The sequence below is a fragment of the Streptomyces xinghaiensis S187 genome, assembly GCF_000220705.2.
GTDB lineage: Bacteria > Actinomycetota > Actinomycetes > Streptomycetales > Streptomycetaceae > Streptomyces > Streptomyces xinghaiensis.
On sequence record NZ_CP023202.1, the window covers coordinates 4,432,501 to 4,456,402 of the forward strand.

Consider the following 23,902-nt stretch of genomic DNA (forward strand, 5'->3'; position numbering starts at 1 on the left):
ACTGACCTTAGCCAAACTCCGAATGCCGGTAAGTGAGAGCGCGGCAGTGAGACTGTGGGGGATAAGCTCCATGGTCGAGAGGGAAACAGCCCAGAGCATCGACTAAGGCCCCTAAGCGTACGCTAAGTGGGAAAGGATGTGGAGTCGCAGAGACAACCAGGAGGTTGGCTTAGAAGCAGCCATCCTTGAAAGAGTGCGTAATAGCTCACTGGTCAAGTGATTCCGCGCCGACAATGTAGCGGGGCTCAAGCGTACCGCCGAAGTCGTGTCATTGGCACATATACCCCTAACGGGGGTGCTGATGGGTAGGGGAGCGTCGTGTGCCGGGTGAAGCCGCGCCGGAAGGCAGTGGTGGACGGTTCACGAGTGAGAATGCAGGCATGAGTAGCGATACACACGTGGGAAACGTGTGCGCCGATTGACTAAGGGTTCCTGGGTCAAGCTGATCTGCCCAGGGTAAGTCGGGACCTAAGGCGAGGCCGACAGGCGTAGTCGATGGACAACCGGTTGATATTCCGGTACCCGCTTTGAAGCGCCAGCGCTGAACCTTCTGATGCTAAGTCCGTGAAGCCGCCGGCTGAGTCTTCGGACGAGGTCGGAGTGGTGGAGCCGACGACCCGAGGGGGTAGTAGGTGAGTGATGGGGTGACGCAGGAAGGTAGTCCAGCCCGGGCGGTGGTTGTCCCGGGGTAAGGGTGTAGCCCGGAGGGTAGGTAAATCCGTCCTCCGCGTAAGGGTGAGACCTGATGCCGAGCCGATTGTGGTGAAGTGGATGATCCTATGCTGTCGAGAAAAGCCTCTAGCGAGTTTCATGGCGGCCCGTACCCTAAACCGACTCAGGTGGTCAGGTAGAGAATACCGAGGCGTTCGGGTGAACTATGGTTAAGGAACTCGGCAAAATGCCCCCGTAACTTCGGGAGAAGGGGGGCCATTGCTGGTGATCACCCTTGCGGTGTGAGCTGGTGGTGGCCGCAGAGACCAGCGAGAAGCGACTGTTTACTAAAAACACAGGTCCGTGCGAAGCCGTAAGGCGATGTATACGGACTGACGCCTGCCCGGTGCTGGAACGTTAAGGGGACCGGTTAGTGCGCTTTCGGGTGTGCGAAGCTGAGAACTTAAGCGCCAGTAAACGGCGGTGGTAACTATAACCATCCTAAGGTAGCGAAATTCCTTGTCGGGTAAGTTCCGACCTGCACGAATGGCGTAACGACTTCTCGACTGTCTCAACCATAGGCCCGGTGAAATTGCACTACGAGTAAAGATGCTCGTTTCGCGCAGCAGGACGGAAAGACCCCGGGACCTTTACTACAGCTTGATATTGGTGTTCGGTTCGGCTTGTGTAGGATAGGTGGGAGACTGTGAAGCCCGGACGCTAGTTCGGGTGGAGTCGTCGTTGAAATACCACTCTGGTCGTGCTGGATGTCTAACCTGGGTCCGTGATCCGGATCAGGGACAGTGTCTGGTGGGTAGTTTAACTGGGGCGGTTGCCTCCTAAAGGGTAACGGAGGCGCCCAAAGGTTCCCTCAGCCTGGTTGGTAATCAGGTGTTGAGTGTAAGTGCACAAGGGAGCTTGACTGTGAGACCGACGGGTCGAGCAGGGACGAAAGTCGGGACTAGTGATCCGGCGGTGGCTTGTGGAAGCGCCGTCGCTCAACGGATAAAAGGTACCCCGGGGATAACAGGCTGATCTTCCCCAAGAGTCCATATCGACGGGATGGTTTGGCACCTCGATGTCGGCTCGTCGCATCCTGGGGCTGGAGTCGGTCCCAAGGGTTGGGCTGTTCGCCCATTAAAGCGGTACGCGAGCTGGGTTTAGAACGTCGTGAGACAGTTCGGTCCCTATCCGCTGTGCGCGTAGGAGTCTTGAGAAGGGCTGTCCCTAGTACGAGAGGACCGGGACGGACGAACCTCTGGTGTGCCAGTTGTCCTGCCAAGGGCATGGCTGGTTGGCTACGTTCGGGAGGGATAACCGCTGAAAGCATCTAAGCGGGAAGCCTGCTTCGAGATGAGGACTCCCACCCCTTTGAGGGGTTAAGGCTCCCAGTAGACGACTGGGTTGATAGGCCAGATATGGAAGCGCCGTGAGGTGTGGAGTTGACTGGTACTAATAGGCCGAGGGCTTGTCCTCAGGTGCTCGCGTCCACTGTGTTGGTTCTGAAACAACGAACTGTGTTGCCGTCCGGTTCGTATAGTTTCATAGTGTTTCGGTGGTTATAGCGTGAGGGAAACGCCCGGTTACATTCCGAACCCGGAAGCTAAGCCTTTCAGCGCCGATGGTACTGCAGGGGGGACCCTGTGGGAGAGTAGGACGCCGCCGAACAATTCTTGAGAAGAGTAGAAAGCCCTGTGGGGGACTCCGGTCCCCTACAGGGCTTTTTTGTGTTTGTGGAGTGCGTTTCCCGGCTTTCTCCAGCCGTCGTATCGTTCGCCGGCGGCCCTTAAAGGCGGCCGGCCGCCTTGAGCGCGAGGTAGGCATCAGCCAGGGCTGGAGCGAGCTCCTCGGGGGTGGCGTCGACCACGGTGACGCCGTGGCGGCGGAGCCGGTCTGCTGTACGAGTCCGCTCCGCCTGTGTGCGAGTGCCGGCGGCTGCCTGGTAGACGGCCTCGACGGTGCCCCGGGTTTCCGTCATCTGCTGGATGCGGGGGTCGGCCACCGCGGCCAGCAGAACCGTATGACGGTGCGTGAGTTGAGGCAGCACCGGCAGCAGGCCCTCCTCCACGGGGGCGGCGTCCAGCGTGGTCAGCAGCACGATCAGCGAGTGGCGCGGAGCGGTCCGCAGGGCGGCGGCCGCCAGGCCCCGGGCGTCCGTCTCGACGAGTTCGGGTTCCAGGGGGGCCAGAGCGCCGACCACGGCCGGCAGGAGGTCGCCCGCTGTGCGGCCCTGTACGGAGGCGCGAACGCGGCGGTCGTAGGCCAGGAGGCTCACCTGGTCCCCGGCCCGCCCCGCCAGGGCGGTCAGGAGCAGGGCGGCGTCCATGGCGGCGTCGAGCCGGGGGATGTCGCCCACGCGGCCTGCCGAGGTTCTTCCGGTGTCGAGAACCAGGAGGATGTGGCGGTTGCGCTCCGGACGCCAGGTGCGGACGGCCACCGACGACTGGCGGGCCGTGGCGCGCCAGTCGATGGAGCGGGTGTCGTCACCGGGGACGTACTCCCGGAGGCTGTCGAACTCGGTTCCCTCACCGCGGGTGAGGAGACTGGTGCGGCCGTCCAGTTCGCGGAGTCTGGCGAGCTTCGCGGGGAGGTGTTTGCGGCTGGGGAACGGCGGCAGGACGCGCAGGCGCCAGGGCACCCGGTGGTGGCCCTGCCGTGCTGCGAGCCCGAGCGGGCCGTAGGACCGGACGGTAACCCGGTCGGGTCGGCGGTCGCCGCGGCGCGTGGGCCGGAGCGGGGTGGTGATGCGGCGCTGTTCGCCGCCCGGGACGGTCAGCCGGTGGCGGGTCAGGGCCGTGCCGCCCCCCGGGGCCAGCACACTGGGGGGCCACGCGTCGCGGATGAGGGCGCGCAACGGGCGGCCCGCGGGGTTGGTGACGGTGAGGTGGGCGGACGCCTGTTCGTCGAGCCGAACTGACGTCTCACCGGATCGGGTGAAGTGCAGCCTGCGCACTGGCGCGGCGAGTGCGAGGTCTCCGAGAATTGCCAGCAGCAGGGGGAGGTTCACGAGAAGCAGCCCGGTGATGCCGGGCATCAGCAGGCCGGTGACCAGAGCGCCGAGAGCGGCGATCAGAGCTGTTCGTCCGGTGAGAGCCATGGTTCCTCGCGGCGTTCAGCGGGGGACGGGGACGTTGGCGAGGATCGCCTGGATCACCGAGTCGGGCGTGATGCCCTCCATCTCTGCCTCCGGGCGGAGCTGAACCCGGTGGCGGAGTGTGGGCAGGGCCAGGGCCTTCACATCGTCGGGGATGACGTAGTCGCGTCCGGTGAGCCATGCCCAGGCCCGAGCAGTCGACAGCAGAGCGGTGGCGCCCCGCGGGGAGACACCGAGGGAGAGAGAGGGGGAGTCCCGGGTGGCACGGCAGATATCGACGACATAACCCGTGATCTCGGGTGACACGGATGTGCCGGCGACGGCGGCGCGGGCTGCTGCCAGATCGGTGGCGCTCGCCACCGGACGGAGGCCGGCGGCCTGCAGATCACCCGGGTTGAATCCCTGCGCATGGCGCATGAGCACGTTCATCTCGTCCTCGCGAGACGGCAGGGGCACGGTCAGCTTCAGCAGGAAGCGGTCGAGCTGGGCTTCCGGCAGCGGGTAGGTGCCCTCGTACTCGACAGGGTTCTGTGTGGCCGCCACGAGGAACGGCTCGGGCAGGGGGCGGGGGACTCCGTCGACAGTCACCTGGCGCTCCTCCATGGCTTCCAGGAGCGATGCCTGGGTCTTGGGCGGAGTGCGGTTGATCTCGTCGGCGAGCAGCAGGTGGGTGAAGACGGGACCGGGCTGGAAGGAGAACTCGGCCGTGCGCGCGTCATAGACCAGGGAGCCGGTGACATCGCTGGGCATGAGATCGGGGGTGAACTGGACGCGTTTCATGTCGAGTTCGAGCGAGGCCGCCAGGGCGCGGACGAGCAGGGTCTTGGCGACTCCGGGGACGCCTTCGAGCAGGACGTGGCCGCGGCACAGTAGCGCGACGACCAGGCCCGTGATGGCCGGATCCTGGCCGACCACGGCTTTGGCGATCTCGGTCCTCAGCGCCTCCAGGGAGGCACGGGCGCTGTCGGCGGTCGGGGCACTCACGAGGTGGTGTCCTTTTTCTTGGTGGGGACTGGAGCAGCATCAGGAGGTGCGGTGGGAGAAACGGGGGCGCCTGCGGTGACGGTCCGTTCGAGGCGGTCCAGTTCGTCGGCGAGGCGGATGAGGGACCGGTCGTCCGGTGGCACCGGCCCGAAGAGCAGTGTGGGGAGATCGGGGCCGGCGCCGGGGACATGGGAGGCCAGGGCCGGGCAGAGCACCTCGGCGCGGTGCGCCCGGGCGCCGGCCACGCCGACGACCGGGGCCAGCCGAGTTCTCGTCGCTGAGCGGAGGATCTCGGCGGCGCGGTCCCGGGCGTGAGCCTGGTGGTACAGGCGGGCCCGGCCCTCGGTGGTCTCCGAGGCCCTGATGGTGACCGGAAGCCGTTCCGGGGTGAGCGGTCCCAGGCGCCGGGCCCGCCAGAGCGCGGTGAAGACGGCCGCGACGCCCAACTGCGCCACCGCCCAGCTCCAGCCGGAGGGCAGGAGTTGGAGGAAGCCGCGTTCTTCGCCGTCGGAGGCGGCATCGTCGAGTGAGGGGAGATACCAGACCAGGTGATCTCGTGAACCCAGGAGTTGCAGGGCGAGGGAGGCGTTGCCGCGTTCGGCGAGCCGGTCGTTGAAGAGGATGTCGGGTGAGCCGAGCAGGACGGTGTCGCGGTTGTCCGTGTCCGGGAGCCGGACCAGGGTCGGCAGGCCGTCGCTGAGGTAGCAACTCTCGGCTTCGGGCGCCTTCGAGGAGGGGGAGTAGCGGATGCCGCCGACTTCGGCGTCTCCGGCCCGACGGGCGGCGGGGAAGTCGCAGTCCGGGGAGCGGGGGGAGACCTCGGCCGGTTCGGCCACCTGCACGGCCGGTGCCAGGGTGCGGGTGGCGGCGGGCCCGGGGGCGAGGAGCACGGTGCGCACCCCCGGTGCGGTGGCCGCGTTCCTCAGGGTCTTCCGCTGGCGTTCGGTGAGGAGGTCGGGGTTGGTGATCAGCAGGGTGGTGTCCGGACCGGCCGCGGCGGCGGCCTCTGTGGTGGCGGTGACCACGGTGGTCCGTACACCTCGGTCGGCCAGCAACTCGGCGACGGCGCGGCTGCCGTAGCGGTCCGCGGAGCGCGGGTCGAGCCGGCCGTGCTGCTCGCCGGAGCGCACGGCGGCGAGTGCGATGCCCGCCAGCACGAGAACGGCGAGGGCGAGCAGCAGGCCGCGGGAGCGGGTCCACAGCTGGTGGGCGGTGGGAGTGGCCGAGGTCTCGGCGGCGGCTGTCCGGGTCATGCGGCTCCCCCGGGTCCGGGCCCTGTGCTGGCCGCGACGGGCTGCGGCTTGCTGCGCTGGAGGTCGGCGTCCAGATCCCGGAGCCGGCCGTAGACCTCCGGAGTACCGGGGCGCCCGCCGTAGGTGATGTCGTCGAAGTCCCGGGCGGCGGTGTGCAGCCGGGCCGCGTGGCCGGGCAGCGGACGTCCCGCCTCGGCGGCTGCCTCGTCGGCGGTGCGGCCGGGGCGGGGATCGAGCAGGGCGCGCTCCTCCAGGGACCGGACGAGGGCTCTCATCCGTTCCCGCACGGCCAGGTCCCATTCCTGGGCGGCGGCGTGCCGTTCGGCGGCTGCCCGGTGTTCGGCGGCGCTCAGCGGCCGGTCGTCGAAGAGCGGCACCGCGCCGGCGGGGGCGCGGTGCAGCGGGCCGAGTCGCAGACGGAGCGCCACGACGAGGAGGAGGAGTACGGCGATGACGACGGCCAGGCCCACCGGGCCGCCGGGGGTCACCCCGGCGGCTGCGGTGAAGAGGGTGTCGAGCCACTCCCAGAAACGGTCGAGGGCGCGCCGGAGGAGGCTTGGTTCGTGCTCCTGGTACATCCGCTTGGAGAGTTCGTCCTCCGCCGCCTCGCGGGCGGGCAGACGCGGGGTCCGCACGGGGACGCCGTCCTCCGCGCGGACCCCGTACCACGCCGCCGCGAGACCGCCCGCTGCCGCGATCACCGCATCAGCTCCCCGGGGTGGTTCCGTCGGCCCGGCCGTCTCCGGGGCCCGGTGTCCCGTAGCCGGGGAGGCCGGCCGCGCGGCCCAGTTCCAGGTCGAGGGCTTCCCGGCGGATCCGCTGGTCCATGTAGAGGAGAGCCGTGACACCGGCGCTGATGGGGAAGGTGATGGTCGAGCTGATCACCGCGCCGATGCCGAGGACGATGAGGAAGAGCCAGCCGGTCTCCGCGGTCTCGCCGGCCATCCAGTCGGTGGCGCTCTCGCCGCCGACGACCACGGCGATCAGACTGGTCGGGATCTCGATGACGGCCGCGACGAACACCAGCAGCACCAGGGTCAGCAACTGGATGCCGAAGACCCGCCACCACGCGCCCCGGACCAGCTTGGCGGAGCGGCGCAGGGAGGCGATGACGCCCTGCCGCTCCAGCATGAGGGCCGGTGCGGCCAGGCTGAAGCGGATCCAGAGCCAGACCGCGAGGACGAGGGCGGCCAGCCCGCCCGCGAGGGTGAGAGCGGCTGCGGCCCCGGTGGGGTCGGCGGCGGTCAGGATGAGCCCGGGTGCCACCGCCACGGCGCTGACCGCCAGGATGATCAGCGGGATGAGGAAGAGCAGTCCGAAGAGGCGCAGGAGCTGGGGGCGTGCGCTGCGCCAGGCGTCGCCGGTCGTGACCGGGCGCCCGAGGACGGCCCGGCTGACGACCATGGTGAGCATGGCGGTGGCGATGATGGTGCCGAGCATGCTGACGAATCCGGTGACGGCGCTGCCGGTGAGGGCTCCGCTGAGGGCGTCCAGGATCTCGTCGGGGGTCGGAGCGGGGTCGTTCTCCAGGGCGGCCAGCCCGGTCTGGTCGTTGAACCAGAGGCCGGTGGTGACCGTGGAGACGGCCTGGGTGATCACGGCGACGGCGAGGGAGATGCCCAGCACGGTGCGCCAGTGGGCGCGCATCGTCGAGACGGCGCCGTCCAGGATCTCGCCGATGCCCAGTGGGCGGAGCGGGATGATGCCGGGTTTGGCCACGGTGGGCGGCGGGGCCCAGCCGGTGCCCCAGCCGCCCGGGGCGCCGGGGCCGCCGCCTTCCGGTGGCGGGGTCGGTCCGGAACCGGCGGGCGCGGCCCACCGGCCGCCGGGAGGCTGCTCCTTGGACCAGTTCACCGGAGGCTCGCTGCCGCTGCCACTGCCGGAGTCGTCCCGGTCGGGGCCGGCGGGGTTCCCGCCGTCTCGGCCCGGGTCGCCGGAGGGGGCCGATCCGGGCGAGGCCCAGCCCGGAGAGTCGTTCATCATCGCTCCTTCGCGGTGCCGTCCGCGGGCCGTCCGGCTGCGCCGGCGAGTGCCGGCCCGGGCACGCGGTGACGGCCGGTTGGCTGCCATCGTGCCACGGGGCCCGCCCCGCGCGGGGCGGGCCCTGCCTTCGGGAGCCGAGGGCACCTTCTGATCTCTCCACCGCACGGGCAGACTGGACGGATGGTTGATCAGAACGCGGTATACGCGGCGGCCGGCGACCCCACCCCCCTTCCCTCGCTGCGCTGGGACGAGCCCCCGGAGGGCCCGGTGCTGGTGCTGCTCGACCAGACCCGGCTGCCGGGTGAGGAGACCGAGCTGGTGTGCACGGATGTGCCCGCCCTGGTGGAGGCCGTCCGCACGCTCGCCGTACGGGGTGCTCCGCTGCTGGGGCTCGCGGGGGCCTACGGTGTCGCGCTGGCCGCCGTACGCGGCTACGACGTGGAGGAAGCGGCCGGCCTGCTCGCCGGAGCCCGTCCCACCGCGGTCAACCTCGGTTACGGGGTGCGCCGGGCCCTGGCCGCGTACCGGAAGGTGGCCGGTGGCGGAGGCGGACCCGAGGAGGCCGGGGCCGCGGCCCTCGCCGAGGCGCGGGAGCTGCACCGGCAGGACGCCGAGGCGAGCGCGCGGATGGCGGAGCACGGGGCGGTGCTGCTGCGCGAGCTGCTGCCGGGCGGTGGCTACCGGTTGCTCACCCACTGCAATACGGGGAGGCTGGTGTCCGGAGGTGAGGGCACGGCTCTCGCGGTGGTGCGGAAGGTGCACCGCGCGGGGGAGCTTCGGCGGCTGTGGGTGGACGAGACCCGCCCGCTGCTGCAGGGCTCGCGGCTGACCGCCTGGGAGGCGGCGCGGAGCGGCATGGCGTACACGCTGCTGCCGGACAACGCCGCCGGCTCGCTCTTCTCGGCCGGTGAGGTGGACGCCGTGCTGGTCGGTGCGGACCGGATCGCGGCGGACGGGTCGGTGGCCAACAAGATCGGCAGCTATCCGCTGGCGGTGCTGGCGCGCTACCACCATGTGCCGTTCATCGTGGTGGCGCCGAGCACCACGGTGGACCCGGAGACCCCCGACGGCGCCTCGATCGAGGTGGAGCAGCGTCCGGGGCACGAGGTGACGGAGTTCGTTCCGCCCCAAGTCCCCGGCGGCGCACGGGAAGCGGGTATGGGCATACCGTTGGCCCCGTTGGGGACTCAGGCGTACAATCCGGCCTTCGACGTCACTCCGCCGGAATTGGTGACGGCGATCGTCACCGAACACGGTGTCGTATCGCCCGTCACGGGGGACGCAATCGGGGACCTGTGCTCCAGGTCACGCCAGGTCACGATCAGCTAATGGGATGATGTCGGTATGAAGGGACGCGTTCTCGTCGTCGATGACGACACCGCACTGGCCGAGATGCTCGGCATCGTGCTGCGCGGCGAGGGTTTCGAGCCGTCGTTCGTCGCGGACGGTGACAAGGCTCTGGCCGCTTTCCGCGAGACCAAGCCCGATCTGGTGTTGCTCGATCTCATGCTGCCCGGCCGGGACGGCATCGAGGTGTGCCGGCTGATCCGGGCCGAGTCCGGGGTGCCGATCGTCATGCTGACGGCGAAGAGCGACACCGTCGACGTGGTGGTGGGCCTGGAGTCCGGCGCCGACGACTACATCGTCAAGCCGTTCAAGCCCAAGGAGCTGGTGGCGCGGATCCGTGCGCGGCTGCGGCGCTCCGAGGAGCCCGCGCCGGAGCAGCTCGCGATCGGCGATCTGGTGATCGACGTGGCGGGTCACTCGGTGAAGCGGGACGGGCAGTCGATCGCGCTGACCCCGCTGGAGTTCGATCTGCTGGTCGCGCTGGCACGCAAGCCCTGGCAGGTCTTCACCCGGGAAGTACTGCTCGAACAGGTGTGGGGCTACCGTCACGCCGCGGACACGCGGCTCGTCAATGTGCATGTGCAGCGGCTGCGCTCGAAGGTCGAGAAGGACCCGGAGCGGCCGGAGATCGTGGTGACGGTCCGTGGTGTCGGATACAAGGCGGGACCAGGCTGACATGGCCGGGCACGGTGCTGCTCCGGAGCGCAACGAGGGGCGGCCCGTCGATCCGGTGGGCAGGATCTCGCTCTACGACCGCCTCCGGCAGGGTGGCGGGCTGCTGCAGGACGGGGCGCCGGGCGGTCCCGTCAACCCGCTGCTGCGGATGGTGCTGCGCTGGGTGCGGCGGCCGCTGCTGGCGGCGCTCCGGCTCTGGCGGCGCAACATCCAGCTGCGGGTGGTCGCGAGCACGCTGCTGATGTCGCTCGGCGTGGTGCTGCTGCTCGGCGTCGTGGTGATCGGCCAGGTGCGCAACGGTCTCCAGGACGCCAAGACCAGTGCCGCGCAGTCCCAGGCGGCCGGCGGTTTCCGGGTGGCCCAGGACAAGGCGGACGCCGATGCCCGCGGGGAGCCCGGCGCCACCGCGGGCAGCCGGGTCCAGCTGAACTCCGGCGTCTGGCTGACCGACCTGGTGCAGCAGCTCGCGAGCGGGGGCCAGGGCGTCTACTCCGTGGTGGCGCTCGGCTCGGACACCGAACAGCCTTTCGTGGACGACAGCTCCGGCACCCGTGCGCCCCGGTCCTCCGGCGATGTCCAGCCCGAGGAGAGCGTGCCCCAGGCGCTGCGGGACTCCGTCGACGCCGAGCCCGGCACGTACATGCAGCACACCCGTATCCTCCGGAGTTCCGGGGCGGGGGAGCCGGGGCTCGCGATCGGCAAGCAGCTCAACGACGTCAACGGCAATCCTTACCAGCTCTACTACCTCTTCCCGTTCACACAGGAGGAGAAGTCGCTGAGCCTGGTCAAGACGACGCTGGCGACCGCGGGCGTGTTCGTCGTCGTGCTGCTCGGCGCCATCGCCTGGGTGGTGGTGCGGCAGGTCGTGACCCCGGTGCGGATGGCGGCGGGGATCTCGGAGCGGCTCGCGGCCGGCCTGCTCCAGGAACGGATGAAGGTCACCGGCGAGGACGACATCGCGCGGCTCGGTGAGTCCTTCAACAAGATGGCGCAGAACCTCCAGCACAAGATCCAGCAGCTGGAGGAGCTCTCGCGGATGCAGCGGCGCTTCGTCTCCGACGTCTCGCACGAGCTGCGCACCCCGCTGACGACCGTCCGGATGGCCGCCGAGGTCATCCATGACGTGAGGGAGGACTTCGACCCGGTGACCGCGCGCTCCGCGGAACTCCTCCGCGGCCAGGTGGACCGCTTCGAGTCGCTGCTGTCGGATCTCCTGGAGATCAGCCGGTTCGACGCCGGAGCGGCGGCCCTGGAGGCCGAGCCGATCGATCTGCGGACCGTGGTCGACCAGGTGATCGAGGGGGCCGAGCCGCTCGCCGAGAACAAGGGCAGCCGCATCGTCGTCCGCGGGGCGGAGCAGCCGGTGATCGCCGAGGCCGATCCGCGGCGGATCGAGCGGGTGCTGCGCAATCTCGTCGTCAACGCCGTGGAGCACGGTGAGGGGCGCGATGTGGTGGTGCGGCTGGCCGCCGCGGGCGGTGCCGTCGCCGTGGCCGTACGGGACTACGGCGTCGGGCTCAAGCCGGGGGAGGCGACCCGGGTCTTCAACCGCTTCTGGCGGGCGGACCCGGCCCGTGCCCGGACGACCGGCGGAACGGGACTCGGCCTGTCGATCGCCGTCGAGGACGCGCGGCTGCACGGGGGCTGGCTGCAGGCCTGGGGCGAGCCGGGCGGCGGATCCCAGTTCCGGCTGACGCTGCCGCGCACGGCCGACGGTACGCTCCGCGGCTCGCCCATCCCGCTGGAGCCGGAGGACTCCCGGCGCAACCGGGAGCAGGCGCAGGACGGCGTCCCGGCGGAGCAGGGAGCCACCCGGGCCGCGGCGCCGGGTGCGACGCCCGCGCCGCGCCCGGCACCGGCGGTGGCGGACCCGGCGGCGCTTCCGGGCAGCGGCACCCGGGTCGTGGCACGGGGCGAGGGCGGGCGGTCGACGGCCGGGCGCGGGGCCGGTACCGGCGGCCCGCGGCAGGGCAGGGCTGACGACGATCGGGAGGACGGCTCGGGTGATGTCTGACCAGCGTCGGTGGGGACGGAGGAGGCCCGGCGGCCCGGTGCGCGCAGGCGCGCTGGTCCTCTGCGGGGGGCTGCTGGCCGGGTGCGCCTCGATGCCCGACAGTGGCGGCGTGCGCCAGGTGGACGTGTCCCAGCGGGCCGACGCCGACGCACAGGTACGGGTGTTCGGGTTGCCACCGCGGAAGGGCGAGTTGCCGGCCGACATCGTGCGGGGCTTCCTCGAGGCGACGACCAGCGACGAGGCCGACTTCCGTACGGCGCGGCAGTATCTGACCAAGGAGGCATCACGGCGCTGGCGGCCCTCCTCGGTGACGACGGTGCTGGCCGACGGGCCCGTGCCCCGTATGGATCCCCGGGCCGTCGACCGGCAGGACGACTCCGCCGTGGCGGTCCTCAGCGGCGATCAGATCGCCTCGGTCGACCAGGACCAGGCGTACCGGCCGGCGGAGGCCGAGTACGAGACGCGGGTGCGGCTGGCGAAGGTGGGCGGCGAGTGGCGGATCGACCAGCCGCCGGAAGGGCTCGTACTCGGTCGCTCCGACTTCGAACGGATCTACCGTCCCGTCAACAAGTACTACTTCGCGGTGCCCGGCTCCCAGGAGGACAGCGGGACCGGTGGGGACGTGCTGGTCGCCGATCCCGTGTATCTGCGGAAGCGCATAGGAAAGCGCGAGGATTTCGTCACCTCGACCGTCAAGGCGCTGCTGAAGGGGCCCAGCAGCTGGCTCGACCCGGTGGTCGAGTCGAAGTTCCCCGCGGGGACGCGGCTGGCCGACGAGACACTCTCACTGGACGACTCCAACGGGCTGAGGGTCCGGCTCAATGACCGCGGCGCGCGGGTGGGCCCGGTGCAGTGCAACCAGATGGCCGCGCAGCTCCTCTTCGCCGTGCAGGACCTGGCATCGGCCCAGGTCAGGCAGGTGGATCTGGTCGATCCGAAGGGTGCGCGGCTGTGTGTGGTCAACCGCGGCCAGGCGGATGCGTACGCCCCGGCGGGGTTGCGGGAGCCGTCCGAACGCCAGTACTTCCTGGATGCCCGCGGGCGGCTGGCGAGCCTGCCGCCCGGTGGTGAGGTGCCTTCGCTGGTCGCCGGTCCCTTCGGTGACGGGCAGGTGGCGTTGCGGTCGGTGGCGGTCGCCCGCAGCGAACGGCTGGCGGCCGGTGTCTCGCAGGACGGGCGCTCGCTGTACATGGCGCCGATCGAGACCGGGGCCGAGCCCGGTGAGGTGCTGCTGCGCAGCCGGGCCGGCCGGGCGGAGGACGGGCTGTCCCGGCCCAGCTGGGACGGGAGCGGCAATCTGTGGATCGCGGATCGTGACCCGGAGAGCCCGCGGCTGCTGTACCTGGCCCGGGGAGCGGAGGAACCGCGGGAGATCGTGGTCCCCTCCCTCGGGGACGGACGGATCGAAGGGCTCCGGGTCGCCTCGGACGGTGTGCGGATCGCGCTCGTCGTGAAGCGCGGTGAGCGCACCTCCCTGGAACTGGGCCGGATCGAACGGACGGGCGGCGGACCCGGGACGCCACCACTGTCGGTGAACGACCTGCGCCCGGTGACCCCGAGGCTGGAGCATGTGGAGTCGGCGTCCTGGGCGGGCGTGAGCCGGCTGGTGGTCGTCGGCCGCGCCTCCGGTGTACAGCAGCTGCAGTACGTGCGGACGGACGGCTCGGCGGTGAACACGCCGCCCCTTCCGGGCGCCAACGGTGTGACGGCGGTGGCGGCCTCGGAGGACGAGGACAAGCCGCTGCTCGCCGACTCCGAGGACGGGATCGTCAGGCTTCCGCCGATGGGCGCCAACTGGCAGCTGGTGACCGAGAAGGGATCGGAACCGGTCTATCCGGGATAGTGGAGGCCGCCGCCCGGACGGGGGCGCCTCCGGGGTTTTCCACAGGGGTGGCGGGGCCGCCGGGGCGCGGGGCAGAGTGATCGCCGTGCGGGAGTGGTGGCGGGAGATCACGGAGCTGGTGCTGCCGGCCGACTGCGCGGGGTGCGGTCGGGCGCGTACCGCGCTGTGCGACGGGTGCCTCACGGCGCTGACCGGGCGGCCCGCGGCCCCGGTACGGCCGGTGCCGTCGCCGGCGGGACTGCCGCCGGTGCGCGCCGCCGCGCCGTACGGGGGCGAGGTGCGGTCCGTGCTGCTCGCGCACAAGGAGCGGGGGGCGCTGTCACTCGCCCGGCCGCTGGGCGCCGCGCTCGCCGGAGCCGTCCCGCGGCGGGCTCCGGGGCGGGATCCGTGGCTGCTGGTGCCGGTGCCGTCGGCGCGCCGTTCGGTGGCGCGCCGGGGCCACGACCCCACCCGCCGTATCGCCCTCGCGGCCGCCGCGGTGCTGCGGGGTGCCGGCCGGCCCGGGTGGTGCCCGCTCTGCGGCACCGGCGGAGGGTCGCGGACCAGTCCGGGCTGCCGGCGGGGGCCCGGGCCGCCAATCTGGCGGGCGCCCTGGAGGTGGCCGGGCCGGCGGGGGAGCTGCTCCGGTCGGCTCCGGTGGTTCTGGTGGACGACCTGATGACCACGGGCGCGTCGCTGGCGGAATCGGCACGTTCGGTCCGCTCGGCGGGCGGGAAGGTGGTCGGTGCGGCGGTGGTCGCGGCGCCGCCCAGCGCCTTCCGGAGCCGTGCCCAGGCCCGCGGTGCCGGACCGGAACCGACTCGGGACGCGCGTCGTTACAGGTGAGAGAGGTGATCCGGGCGAGAGAGGAACGGCGCATCCGGAAGAGACGGAGGGCGCAAAGGGGTGCCATCCCCCGTTCGGGCGAGTTATGTTCGGTTCTGAGGGGTGGCGGGATTTATGCCACTTCTGGCGGGTTTTGGTGTGACCCGGCGAGGACAGGTGCGAGTCAGAGCATGACCGCCGACCCGGAGCCGACGGGATGTTGATCTTGTCGGCTGGGGAGGAGGAGGTGAAAGCCGCAGCGCCCGGCTCCACGCCGTGGTGGTGCGGCAGACGCAGTGCCGGACGGGCCCCGTCCCCGGGGCGGCCGTCCGGACCGAGGGCAAGAGGGATGCGCTCCGCCCCGAGCGGGGCGACCCGGAACGGAGTTCTGCGTGGACATCGTCGTCAAGGGCCGCAAGACCGAGGTACCCGAGCGCTTCCGCAAGCACGTGGCCGAGAAGCTGAAGCTGGACAAGATCCAGAGGCTCGACGGCAAGGTGATCAGCCTCGACGTCGAGGTGTCCAAGGAGCACAACCCGCGGCAGGCCAACCGCTCCGACCGGGTGGAGATCACTCTCCGCACCCGCGGACCGGTGATCCGGGCGGAGGCCGCCGCCGCCGATCCGTACGCCGCGCTGGACGCGGCCACGGCGCGGCTCGACGCCCAGCTGCGCAAGCGGGGCGACAAGCGCCGGGTCCACCGGGGGCCGGGCCGCACGCCGACCAGCGTCGCCGAGGCCACCGCGCCGCTCGCCGAGCATCTGAACGGCGGCACCGCCGTGGCCTCCCCGCCCGAGGAGACCGTCACCACCAAGCGGATCGGGTCCCTCGAGGTCCAGGGCGACGGGCCGCTGGTGGTCCGCGAGAAGACCCACACCGCGGCTCCGATGAGCCTCGACCAGGCGCTCTACGAGATGGAGCTGGTCGGGCACGACTTCTACCTGTTCATCGACGCCGAGACCAAGCAGCCCAGTGTGGTCTACCGCCGGCACGCCTACGACTACGGCGTGATCCACCTGGAGTCGGACCCCATGGTCTCCGAACCGCCGAGCGGCGCGGGCGGCGCGCTGGGCGGCTGACCCGACGCCCGCGATGGCGCGGTGACCGATCATGCCCCCGGGAGCGTCCGTGCGCCCCCGGGGGCTCCAACGTGCGACCGCTCAGGCACCGTTCCACCGCCCGGGCATGGAATCATGGCGAGGCGGTCAACCCGCCGTTCGCCAGGATGGGTTGGCCCGGCACGCGATCGAGGGCCATGCCCTCGGGGGGAGGAACCATGGCGGACAGCTTCGGGCCCGTGACCGGAGGAGACGGCGAGGATGCCGTCGAAACCGGTGCGGACGCGAACGGGTCGCGCAGCGAGCCCATCCGGGTCCTCGTGGTGGACGACCACGCCCTCTTCCGGCGCGGGCTGGAGATCGTCCTCGCCCAGGAGGAGGACATCGAGGTCATCGGCGAGGCCGGGGACGGCGCCGAGGCGGTGGAGAAGGCGGCCGATCTGCTGCCCGACATCGTCCTCATGGATGTGCGGATGCCGAAGCGGGGCGGCATCGAGGCCTGTACGTCGCTGAAGGAGGTGGCTCCCAGCGCGAAGATCATCATGCTGACGATCAGCGACGAGGAGGCCGATCTCTACGAGGCCATCAAGGCCGGGGCCACCGGCTATCTCCTCAAGGAGATCTCCACGGACGAGGTGGCGACGGCCATCCGCGCGGTCGCGGACGGGCAGTCGCAGATCAGCCCCTCGATGGCCTCCAAGCTGCTCACCGAGTTCAAGTCGATGATCCAGCGCACCGACGAGCGCCGGCTGGTGCCCGCGCCCCGGCTCACCGACCGCGAACTGGAGGTCCTCAAGCTCGTCGCCACCGGGATGAACAACCGGGACATCGCCAAGGAGCTGTTCATCAGCGAGAACACCGTGAAGAACCATGTGCGCAACATCCTGGAGAAGCTGCAGCTGCACTCCCGGATGGAGGCCGTGGTGTACGCGATGCGGGAGAAGATCCTGGAAATCCGCTGAGCGGCGGGCCGGCGCCGGCCCGTCTCCCGCTCCTCCCTCTCCCCCGGCACTCCCGGGGGGTGCCCCCGGGAGTGCCTCGCTCCGCGGGCTCAGCCGGTGATCTCCGCGAGGGCCTCCGCCAGCGGAGCGGCGAGCTCCGGCGGATCGGTCCGTTCCACGCGGACCCGGGTGCACCCCACCCACGAGGCCGCCTCGGCCAGCGCCTCCGCCATCGGCCGCACCGCCCGCCCGCTCAGCAGGGAAAGCTGCCGGGCGACGAGGGTGGTGCCCTCGCGCGCAGGGTCCACCCGGCCCAGCAGCCTTCCGCCGGACAGCAGCGGCATCGCGAAATAGCCGTGGATCCGCTGCGGCCGGGGAACGTACGCCTCCAGCCGGTGAGTGAAGCCGAAGATCCGCTCGGTGCGGGGCCGGTCCCAGATCAGCGAGTCGAACGGGGAGAGCAGGGTCGTGCGGTGCCGGCCCCTCGGCGGGGTGGTGAGCGCCGCCGGGTCCGCCCAGGCCTGGCCCGGCGACCGGCCGGCGGCCGACCGGGAACCGCCGCGGGCGGCGGGCCTGCCCCAGCCCTCGACGGTCACCGGGACCAGCCCGGAGTCGGCGAGGACCTCGTCGACCTGCTCGGCCCTGAGCCGGTGGTAGTCGGCGAGGTCGGCGCGCGTGGCCACGCCCATCGCCGCTCCCGCCTGGGCGACCAGCCGGCGCACGCACGCGCGGTCGTCGAGGTCGTCGTGGAACAGGGTGTCCGGTATGACGCGCTCGGCGAGGTCGTACACCCGCTTCCAGCCGCGGCGCCGGGCGCAGACCACCTCGCCGGTGTCGAGCAGCCACTCCACCGCGATCTTGGTCTCCGACCAGTCGTACCACTCGCCGCCGTTCTTGGCGCCGCCCAACTCCGAGGCGGTCAGCGGGCCGTCGTTCTTGAGGCGGTCCCGCACGGCGGCGCAGGAGCGCTCGGAGTCCTCCATGACGTGCCAGCGGTGGCCGCGCGCCGCCCGGGCCCGGCGCCGGAAGGCGAAGTGCGGCCACTCCTCGACGGGCAGGATGCAGGCGGCGTGGGACCAGTACTCGAAGGCGTGTGAACCGTCCCAGTAAGCCGACTCGACGCTCTCCCGCCCGACCGCTCCCAGCCGTGCGTACGGCACCAGTTCGTGTGAGCGGGCCAGCACGGAGATGGTGTCCAGCTGGACGGCGCCCAGGCTCCGCAGCACGCCGCGGACTCCGGCGCGGCGGTCCGGGGCGCCGAGCAGCCCCTGGGCGCGCAGCGCGATGCGGCGGGCCTCGTCGGCGGAGAGTTCCAGAGCGGGTGAGGGCAGGCTCGTCATGACGGGCACCCTAGAGGCATCCACTGACATCGCGGCGGGGTGGCGGAACGCCCGCCGGTGTTCCCGCTCGCGGAAACGGCCCGCGTTCCCGGCACCTTCCGGGCGGTCCGGACGTTGGGTCATCGGAGCGAGTGCATGCCTTCGTGGCGACGGACCTCCCGATGCGGGTGTGTCCTGACTTACGATGGCCGTTGCGGCGAGGCCTCACCTCGTCGTGCCCTCGCACCCGACCGTGCCAGGCCCGACCGGCAAGGAGACCACCCCAAGTGTCCGTCTTCAACAAGCTCATGCGTGCAGGCGAAGGCAAGCTCCTGCGCAAGCTGCACCGCATCGCGGGCCAGGTCAACTCCATCGAAGAGGATTTCGTCCATCTCTCCGACGCCGAGCTGAGGGCGCTGACCGACGAGTACAAGGCGCGGTTCGCCGACGGCGAAAGCCTGGACGACCTGCTCCCGGAGGCCTTCGCGACGGTCCGTGAGGCGGCCAAGCGCGTCCTCGGCCAGCGGCACTACGACGTCCAGATGATGGGCGGGGCCGCGTTGCACTTCGGCCATGTCGCGGAGATGAAGACCGGTGAGGGCAAGACCCTCGTCGGCACCCTCCCCGCCTATCTCAACGCGCTCTCCGGCGAGGGCGTCCACCTGATCACGGTCAACGACTACCTCGCCGAGCGCGACTCCGAGATGATGGGCCGGGTCCACAAGTTCCTGGGCCTGTCCGTGGGCTGCATCCTCGCCAACATGTCGCCCGCGCAGCGCCGCGAGCAGTACAACTGCGACATCACGTACGGCACCAACAACGAGTTCGGCTTCGACTACCTGCGCGACAACATGGCGTGGTCGAAGGACGAGTTGGTGCAGCGCGGGCACAACTTCGCGATCGTCGACGAGGTCGACTCGATCCTCGTGGACGAGGCCCGTACGCCGCTCATCATCTCAGGCCCTGCCGACCAGGCCACCAAGTGGTACGCGGACTTCGCCAAGCTGGCCACGCGGCTCACCAAGGGAGAGCCCGCCAACCCCCAGCGCGGCATCGAGGAGACCGGGGACTACGAGGTCGACGAGAAGAAGCGCACCGTCGGCATCCACGAGGCGGGCGTCAGCAAGGTCGAGGACTGGCTGGGCATCGACAACCTCTACGAGTCGGTCAACACCCCGCTCGTCGGTTACCTCAACAACGCCATCAAGGCGAAGGAACTCTTCAAGAAGGACAAGGACTACGTCGTCATCGACGGCGAGGTCATGATCGTCGACGAGCACACCGGCCGTATCCTCGCCGGCCGCCGCTACAACGAGGGCATGCACCAGGCGATCGAGGCCAAGGAGGGGGTGGACATCAAGGACGAGAACCAGACGCTCGCCACGATCACCCTCCAGAACTTCTTCCGCCTCTACAACAAGCTCTCCGGCATGACCGGCACGGCCATGACCGAGGCGGCCGAGTTCCACCAGATCTACAAGCTCGGCGTGGTGCCCATCCCGACGAACCGCCCGATGATCCGGATCGACCAGTCGGACCTGATCTACCGCACCGAGGTCGCCAAGTTCGACGCGGTCGTCGAGGACCTCGTCGAGCGGCACGAGAAGGGCCAGCCGGTTCTCGTCGGCACCACCTCCGTGGAGAAGTCCGAGTACCTCTCCCAGCAGCTCAGCAAGCGCGGTGTGCCGCACGAGGTGCTCAACGCCAAGCAGCACGACCGGGAGGCGACGATCGTCGCCCAGGCCGGCCGCAAGGGCTCCGTCACCGTCGCCACGAACATGGCGGGCCGCGGTACGGACATCAAGCTCGGCGGCAACCCGGACGACCTTGCCGAGGCGGAGCTGCGGCAGCGCGGGCTGGACCCGGTGGAGCACCCCGAGGAGTGGGCGCAGGCGCTGCCCGCGGCCATGGAGAAGGCCGAGGCGGCCGTCAAGGCGGAGTTCGACGAGGTCGTGAGCCTCGGCGGGCTGTACGTGCTGGGCACCGAGCGGCACGAGTCCCGCCGTATCGACAACCAGTTGCGCGGCCGCTCCGGCCGTCAGGGCGACCCGGGTGAGTCCCGCTTCTACCTCTCGCTGGGCGACGACCTGATGCGGCTGTTCAAGGCGCAGATGGTCGAGCGCGTCATGGCGATGGCCAACGTCCCCGACGACGTGCCGATCGAGAACAAGATGGTCACCCGTGCCATCGCCTCCGCCCAGTCGCAGGTCGAGCAGCAGAACTTCGAGACCCGTAAGAACGTCCTGAAGTACGACGAGGTCCTCAACCGGCAGCGCGAGGTCATCTACGGCGAGCGCCGCCGGGTCCTGGAGGGCGAGGATCTGCAGGAGCAGATCAAGCACTTCATGGACGACACGATCGACGCCTACATCCACGCGGAGACGGTCGAGGGCTTCGCCGAGGACTGGGACCTGGAGCGGCTGTGGAGCGCCTTCAAGCAGCTCTACCCGGTCAAGGTCACCATCGAGGACCTGGAGGACGCGGCCGGCGACCGGCTCGGGATCACCGCGGAGTTCATCTCCGAGATGATCAAGGAGGACATCCACGAGCAGTACGCGGCCCGCGAGGAGCAGCTCGGCTCCGAGATCATGCGGGAGCTGGAACGGCGCGTGGTGCTGTCGGTCCTGGACCGCAAGTGGCGTGAGCACCTCTACGAGATGGACTACCTCCAGGAGGGCATCGGCCTGCGCGCGATGGCCCAGAAGGACCCGCTGGTCGAGTACCAGCGGGAGGGCTACGACATGTTCACCGCGATGATGGACGGCATCAAGGAGGAGTCCGTCGGCTACCTGTTCAACCTGGAGGTCCAGGTCGAGCAGCAGGTCGAGGAGGTTCCGGTGCAGGAACGGCCCGAGGCGGAGGGCCGGCCCTCGCTCGACAAGGAGCCGCAGCCCGTCCCCGCGGTGTCCGGAGCCGCCCCGCGCCCGGAGATCCGTGCCAAGGGCCTGGAGGCGCCGCAGCGCCCGGACCGGCTGCACTTCTCCGCCCCCACGGTGGACGGCGAGGGCGGTGTGGTCGAGGGCGACTTCACCAACGACGGGCCCGCCCGTTCCGAGTCGGACGGGATGACCCGCGCCGAGCGCCGCAAGGCCCAGAAGGGCCGCCGCCGCAAGAAGTGACGCCGTCGCCCCGCCCTGCGGGGCGGGCACACCGGGGCCGGACACCGCGAGGTGTCCGGCCCCGGCCCGTGTCCGGCAGGCTTCCGGCCCTCGTTTCCGGCGCGCCCGCCCCCGCCGTCTTCCGGCGCGCCTCAGACCCCCGTTCCGCCGCGCGCGGCCGGGATGCCGGGTTCGGGGCCCAGTTCCACGGCGGAGCAGCGCCAGCGGCCGTCGCGGCCGTGCTCCAGCCGGAAGGCCAGCGCCCGTACCCGGTCGCCGGTGAGGACGCGCGCGTAGGCCTCGATGACGCCCGGACGCGGCCGGTACTCGTCGCAGCGGCCGACGACGGGGACCGGCCCGGTGCCCCGGACGGAGGTCCGGGGCGGGGCGAGCGGTGCTCGCGGGGCGAGCCGTACCAGCTGGTCGTAGGCCGGGCCGGCGGTGTGGCCGAGCATCCAGTGGACCGGGCGCTGTCCGCTGAGGGTCAGCAGCAGGCGTTCCGCGAACCAGTAGCGGGGCAGCAGCTCGCGTTCCCGCCGCCGGCGGGCCATCACCCCGGGGACGGCGCCCGTGGGGGCGGGGCCGCGCGGATCGCGCCGGGCCGGCGGGCCGCTCCGTCCCCGGCCCGGGCCCGTCGGGCGGCGCCCCGTTCCGGCCGTACCGATCCTGTCCATACCGATGCCCCGTTCTGTCGGCGCCCGGCTTCTACCGGGCGGTAACTTCGCTCCGCCGAGACTTCTAACGGCCGCGGGGAGCGGTGCGCAACTGCGCGGATCGGCCGGAGCGGGGCGCGCAGAGATTCACCTATCAGAGTGAGTGCACGCCGCTGAGCTGGGCATTTGTCATCCCGTCGAAGCCGGAAAGGGGCCCGAGGGCGGTCTCCGGCGGGCCGCCCCGACAATCCGAAAGAGGACGCCGCCCGTATGCTGGCCGCACCGTCAGCCAGTGCCCCAGGAGAAACGGCAGCCATGCGCGTCTACGTCCCCACCACCCTGCCCGGACTCGCCGAGGCCCGGCGGGCGGGCGAACTGGGCCCCGCCCCGCTGGACGCCTACGCCGTCACGCCCGCGCTGCGCGAGTGGTACGTCTCCGAGGACGTCGAGGAGCTCGAGTACGCGGCGCTGAGCCGGGCCGCGCAGGCTTCGCTGAGGCTGCTCGCCATCGACCCCGGGGCGCCCCGCCGCAGGCTCGTGGTGGCCGTGGACGTCCCCGACGGCCTCGTCACCGCGGACCCGGACCGGGCCCTGGACCCCGCGGCCGTGGGCGAGGTGCGGATCCGGGCGGCCGTACCGCTGACGAAGGCGGCGGCCGTCCACATCGACGCGGAGGACGCCGAGCCGGACGTGGCGGCGGCCGCCGCCGCCCTGGGCGCGGCCGACCGGGGGGACGAGGACGCGCGGTTCACGGTGGACGGCGCCGAGGACCACGAACTGCTCTGGTACGCCACCCAGGAGATCGAGCACCTGCTGGACTGACGGGCCCGGTCGGACGGTTGGCCGGTTGGCCGGAAACCCCCTGGTCCGGGGCCGTTTCCGGTGCCCGGCCGCCGCGTTGTCGGTGCCCGCCGCTACCGTCGGGGCATGGGACAGCGGACGGCCCACATCGTGTGGGACTGGAACGGCACTCTCTTCCACGACATCGAGGCCGTGATCGAGGCGACGAACGCCTCGTTCGCGGAGTTCGGCCTGGAACCGATCACCCTGGAGCGGTACCGGGAGCTGTACTGCGTGCCCGTGCCCCGCTTCTACGAGCGGCTGATGGGGCGGATGCCCACCGACAGCGAGTGGGAGAGGATGGACGCGGTCTTCCACCGGCACTACTGGGCCCGCGCGGAGAGCGCCGGGCTGACCCCCGGTGCCAAGGAGCTGCTGAACCGCCGCCGGGCCGGCGGGCACACCCAGTCGCTGTGCTCCCTCGCCCCGCACGAGCACCTGGTGCCGATCGTGCGGAACCACGGCATCGAGGAGCACTTCACCCGGGTGGACGGCCGCCGGGGCCCCTCCCATGTGGGCAAGGCCGAGCAGATGGTGAGCCATCTCACGTCGCTGGGCGCGATACCGGCCGACCGTGTCGTGGTGATCGGTGACGCGCTGGACGACGCCGTGGCGGCCCGCCACATCGGGGCGCGGGCCGTGCTCTACACCGGTGGATCGCACAGCCGGGGCAGTCTGGAGCAGGCCGGGGTGCCGGTCGTGGACACCCTCGACGAGGCGGTGGAGGCGGCCGAGGCCCTGGTCGGCTGAGCGGGCCGGGAGCGCGCCGGCGCCGTCCCGGCCTGCCGCCGGTGCGGGTGAACCCCCTGAACGGGCGTACGGATCGCACGGGTTGGGCCGGTGCTTTCCCGTGCGCCCGCGTGCGCCGGGGTGGGCGTCCCGCCGGCCTCGGCGCTGCCCGCGGTGTGCGCCGTCCAACCCACCGGCCGGGGTCGGGCGGCCGTCCCGAATGCCCCCGGTGCCCCCCGCTGTCACTGTCCACAACGTCAAATTTCGCCCCGGTCTTCTGAATAATCGGCTGATGACCCAGCCCGTGTGCGGAGCGATAGCCTGGGGCCGTGATCTGCGCGATATCCCGCGGGGGCAGCGCCGCCCCTTCGTCCGGCCGTCGCCATCGGGGCCCGAACCCGTGGCGCGGGCCGGCGGCGGTACCGCGCCCCCCGGTGCGCCGCGGCGATGCCCGCGGCGCCGGATCGCGGCAGCGGCCCCAGCGGCCGACCATGGCCGGTAACGGACCGGTCCTCTCTCATCCCGGCATCAGGCCGGACGCGACGCGATCCTCCGTGTTCCCCGCGTCGCGGCACACCGTCACCCTCACCCACGTCACGCAACGGCGCGCGACAGG

Annotated in this window: 16 protein-coding genes, 2 rRNA genes and 1 pseudogene (1 of these 19 cut by a window edge); 12 read left to right on the top strand and 7 right to left on the bottom strand. The window is 71.1% G+C overall.

The genetic code is table 11. The features are described from left to right. Both SXIN_RS19005 and rrf read left to right on the top strand, forming a co-directional pair. Window positions 1–2,127: ribosomal RNA gene (locus SXIN_RS19005) — 23S ribosomal RNA — on the top strand; it begins 996 nt to the left of the window's first position. A gap of 75 nt (window positions 2,128–2,202) precedes the next feature. After that, window positions 2,203–2,319, top strand: a 5S ribosomal RNA gene (rrf, locus tag SXIN_RS19010). Between the two features lie 118 nt (window positions 2,320–2,437). Here rrf and SXIN_RS19015 read toward each other — a convergent pair. From SXIN_RS19015 to SXIN_RS19035, 5 genes are read right to left on the bottom strand one after another with little or no spacing between them, the layout of a single operon-like run. After that, window positions 2,438–3,748, bottom strand: a complete 1,311-nt coding sequence (locus SXIN_RS19015; RefSeq protein WP_019711657.1) for a DUF58 domain-containing protein — start codon at window positions 3,746–3,748, stop codon at window positions 2,438–2,440. A 15-nt stretch (window positions 3,749–3,763) separates the two neighbouring features. Beyond that, window positions 3,764–4,729 (bottom strand): AAA family ATPase, encoded by a 966-nt coding sequence (locus tag SXIN_RS19020; protein WP_019711656.1) that lies wholly within the window; start codon window positions 4,727–4,729, stop codon window positions 3,764–3,766. Continuing rightward, a complete protein-coding gene (locus SXIN_RS19025) occupies window positions 4,726–5,982 on the bottom strand; it encodes a DUF4350 domain-containing protein (RefSeq protein ID WP_019711655.1) in 1,257 nt (418 codons plus the stop codon). The genes SXIN_RS19020 and SXIN_RS19025 overlap by 4 nt, the downstream gene beginning before the upstream one ends. Further along, window positions 5,979–6,680, bottom strand: a complete 702-nt coding sequence (locus SXIN_RS19030) for a DUF4129 domain-containing protein (RefSeq protein WP_050931201.1) — start codon at window positions 6,678–6,680, stop codon at window positions 5,979–5,981. The genes SXIN_RS19025 and SXIN_RS19030 overlap by 4 nt, the downstream gene beginning before the upstream one ends. 7 nt (window positions 6,681–6,687) lie before the next feature. After that, window positions 6,688–7,962 (bottom strand): DUF7847 domain-containing protein, encoded by a 1,275-nt coding sequence (locus SXIN_RS19035; RefSeq protein WP_095757263.1) that lies wholly within the window; start codon window positions 7,960–7,962, stop codon window positions 6,688–6,690. A 183-nt stretch (window positions 7,963–8,145) separates the two neighbouring features. Between SXIN_RS19035 and mtnA the strand changes: the two genes are divergently transcribed. The 7 genes and pseudogenes from mtnA to SXIN_RS19070 all read left to right on the top strand — a co-directional run bounded on the left by mtnA (window position 8,146) and on the right by SXIN_RS19070 (window position 16,668). After that, window positions 8,146–9,294 (top strand): S-methyl-5-thioribose-1-phosphate isomerase, encoded by a 1,149-nt coding sequence (mtnA, locus tag SXIN_RS19040; RefSeq protein WP_019711652.1) that lies wholly within the window; start codon window positions 8,146–8,148, stop codon window positions 9,292–9,294. Between the two features lie 15 nt (window positions 9,295–9,309). After that, window positions 9,310–9,987, top strand: coding sequence for a two-component system response regulator MtrA (gene mtrA / locus SXIN_RS19045; protein WP_019711651.1), 678 nt, complete (start codon window positions 9,310–9,312; stop codon window positions 9,985–9,987). Between the two features lies 1 nt (window position 9,988). Beyond that, window positions 9,989–12,001, top strand: a complete 2,013-nt coding sequence (gene mtrB, locus SXIN_RS19050) for an MtrAB system histidine kinase MtrB (protein ID WP_095757264.1) — start codon at window positions 9,989–9,991, stop codon at window positions 11,999–12,001. A gap of 37 nt (window positions 12,002–12,038) precedes the next feature. Continuing rightward, window positions 12,039–13,844, top strand: a complete 1,806-nt coding sequence (locus SXIN_RS19055; protein WP_238153804.1) for an LpqB family beta-propeller domain-containing protein — start codon at window positions 12,039–12,041, stop codon at window positions 13,842–13,844. A gap of 85 nt (window positions 13,845–13,929) precedes the next feature. Then, window positions 13,930–14,669 (top strand): annotated as a pseudogene (locus tag SXIN_RS19060) (ComF family protein). Between the two features lie 371 nt (window positions 14,670–15,040). Then, window positions 15,041–15,727 (top strand): ribosome hibernation-promoting factor, HPF/YfiA family, encoded by a 687-nt coding sequence (gene hpf, locus SXIN_RS19065; RefSeq protein WP_019711648.1) that lies wholly within the window; start codon window positions 15,041–15,043, stop codon window positions 15,725–15,727. Between the two features lie 197 nt (window positions 15,728–15,924). Continuing rightward, window positions 15,925–16,668: a response regulator gene (locus SXIN_RS19070; protein WP_019711647.1), complete on the top strand. Its 744-nt coding sequence runs from the start codon at window positions 15,925–15,927 to the stop codon at window positions 16,666–16,668. An 89-nt stretch (window positions 16,669–16,757) separates the two neighbouring features. Here SXIN_RS19070 and SXIN_RS19075 read toward each other — a convergent pair whose 3' ends face one another. Beyond that, window positions 16,758–18,017, bottom strand: coding sequence for a winged helix-turn-helix domain-containing protein (locus SXIN_RS19075; RefSeq protein WP_095758105.1), 1,260 nt, complete (start codon window positions 18,015–18,017; stop codon window positions 16,758–16,760). A 236-nt stretch (window positions 18,018–18,253) separates the two neighbouring features. Here SXIN_RS19075 and secA point away from each other — a divergent pair, with 236 nt between their 5' ends. Next, entirely contained in the window at window positions 18,254–21,085 is a 2,832-nt protein-coding gene (gene secA, locus SXIN_RS19080; protein ID WP_019711645.1) for a preprotein translocase subunit SecA, read from the top strand. A 131-nt stretch (window positions 21,086–21,216) separates the two neighbouring features. On the opposite strand, the gene SXIN_RS19085 is transcribed toward secA, so the two are convergent. After that, complete coding sequence (locus SXIN_RS19085) at window positions 21,217–21,738, bottom strand: Rv3235 family protein (RefSeq protein ID WP_238153806.1); 522 nt, start codon at window positions 21,736–21,738, stop codon at window positions 21,217–21,219. 294 nt (window positions 21,739–22,032) lie between these two features. On the opposite strand from SXIN_RS19085, the gene SXIN_RS19090 reads away from it, so the two are divergent. Together SXIN_RS19090 and SXIN_RS19095 are read left to right on the top strand one after the other, a co-directional pair. After that, window positions 22,033–22,539, top strand: a complete 507-nt coding sequence (locus SXIN_RS19090; protein WP_019711644.1) for a DUF6912 family protein — start codon at window positions 22,033–22,035, stop codon at window positions 22,537–22,539. Window positions 22,540–22,644: 105 nt separating this feature from the next. After that, window positions 22,645–23,307: an HAD family hydrolase gene (locus SXIN_RS19095; RefSeq protein WP_039824254.1), complete on the top strand. Its 663-nt coding sequence runs from the start codon at window positions 22,645–22,647 to the stop codon at window positions 23,305–23,307. Window positions 23,308–23,902: the final 595 nt, after the last annotated feature.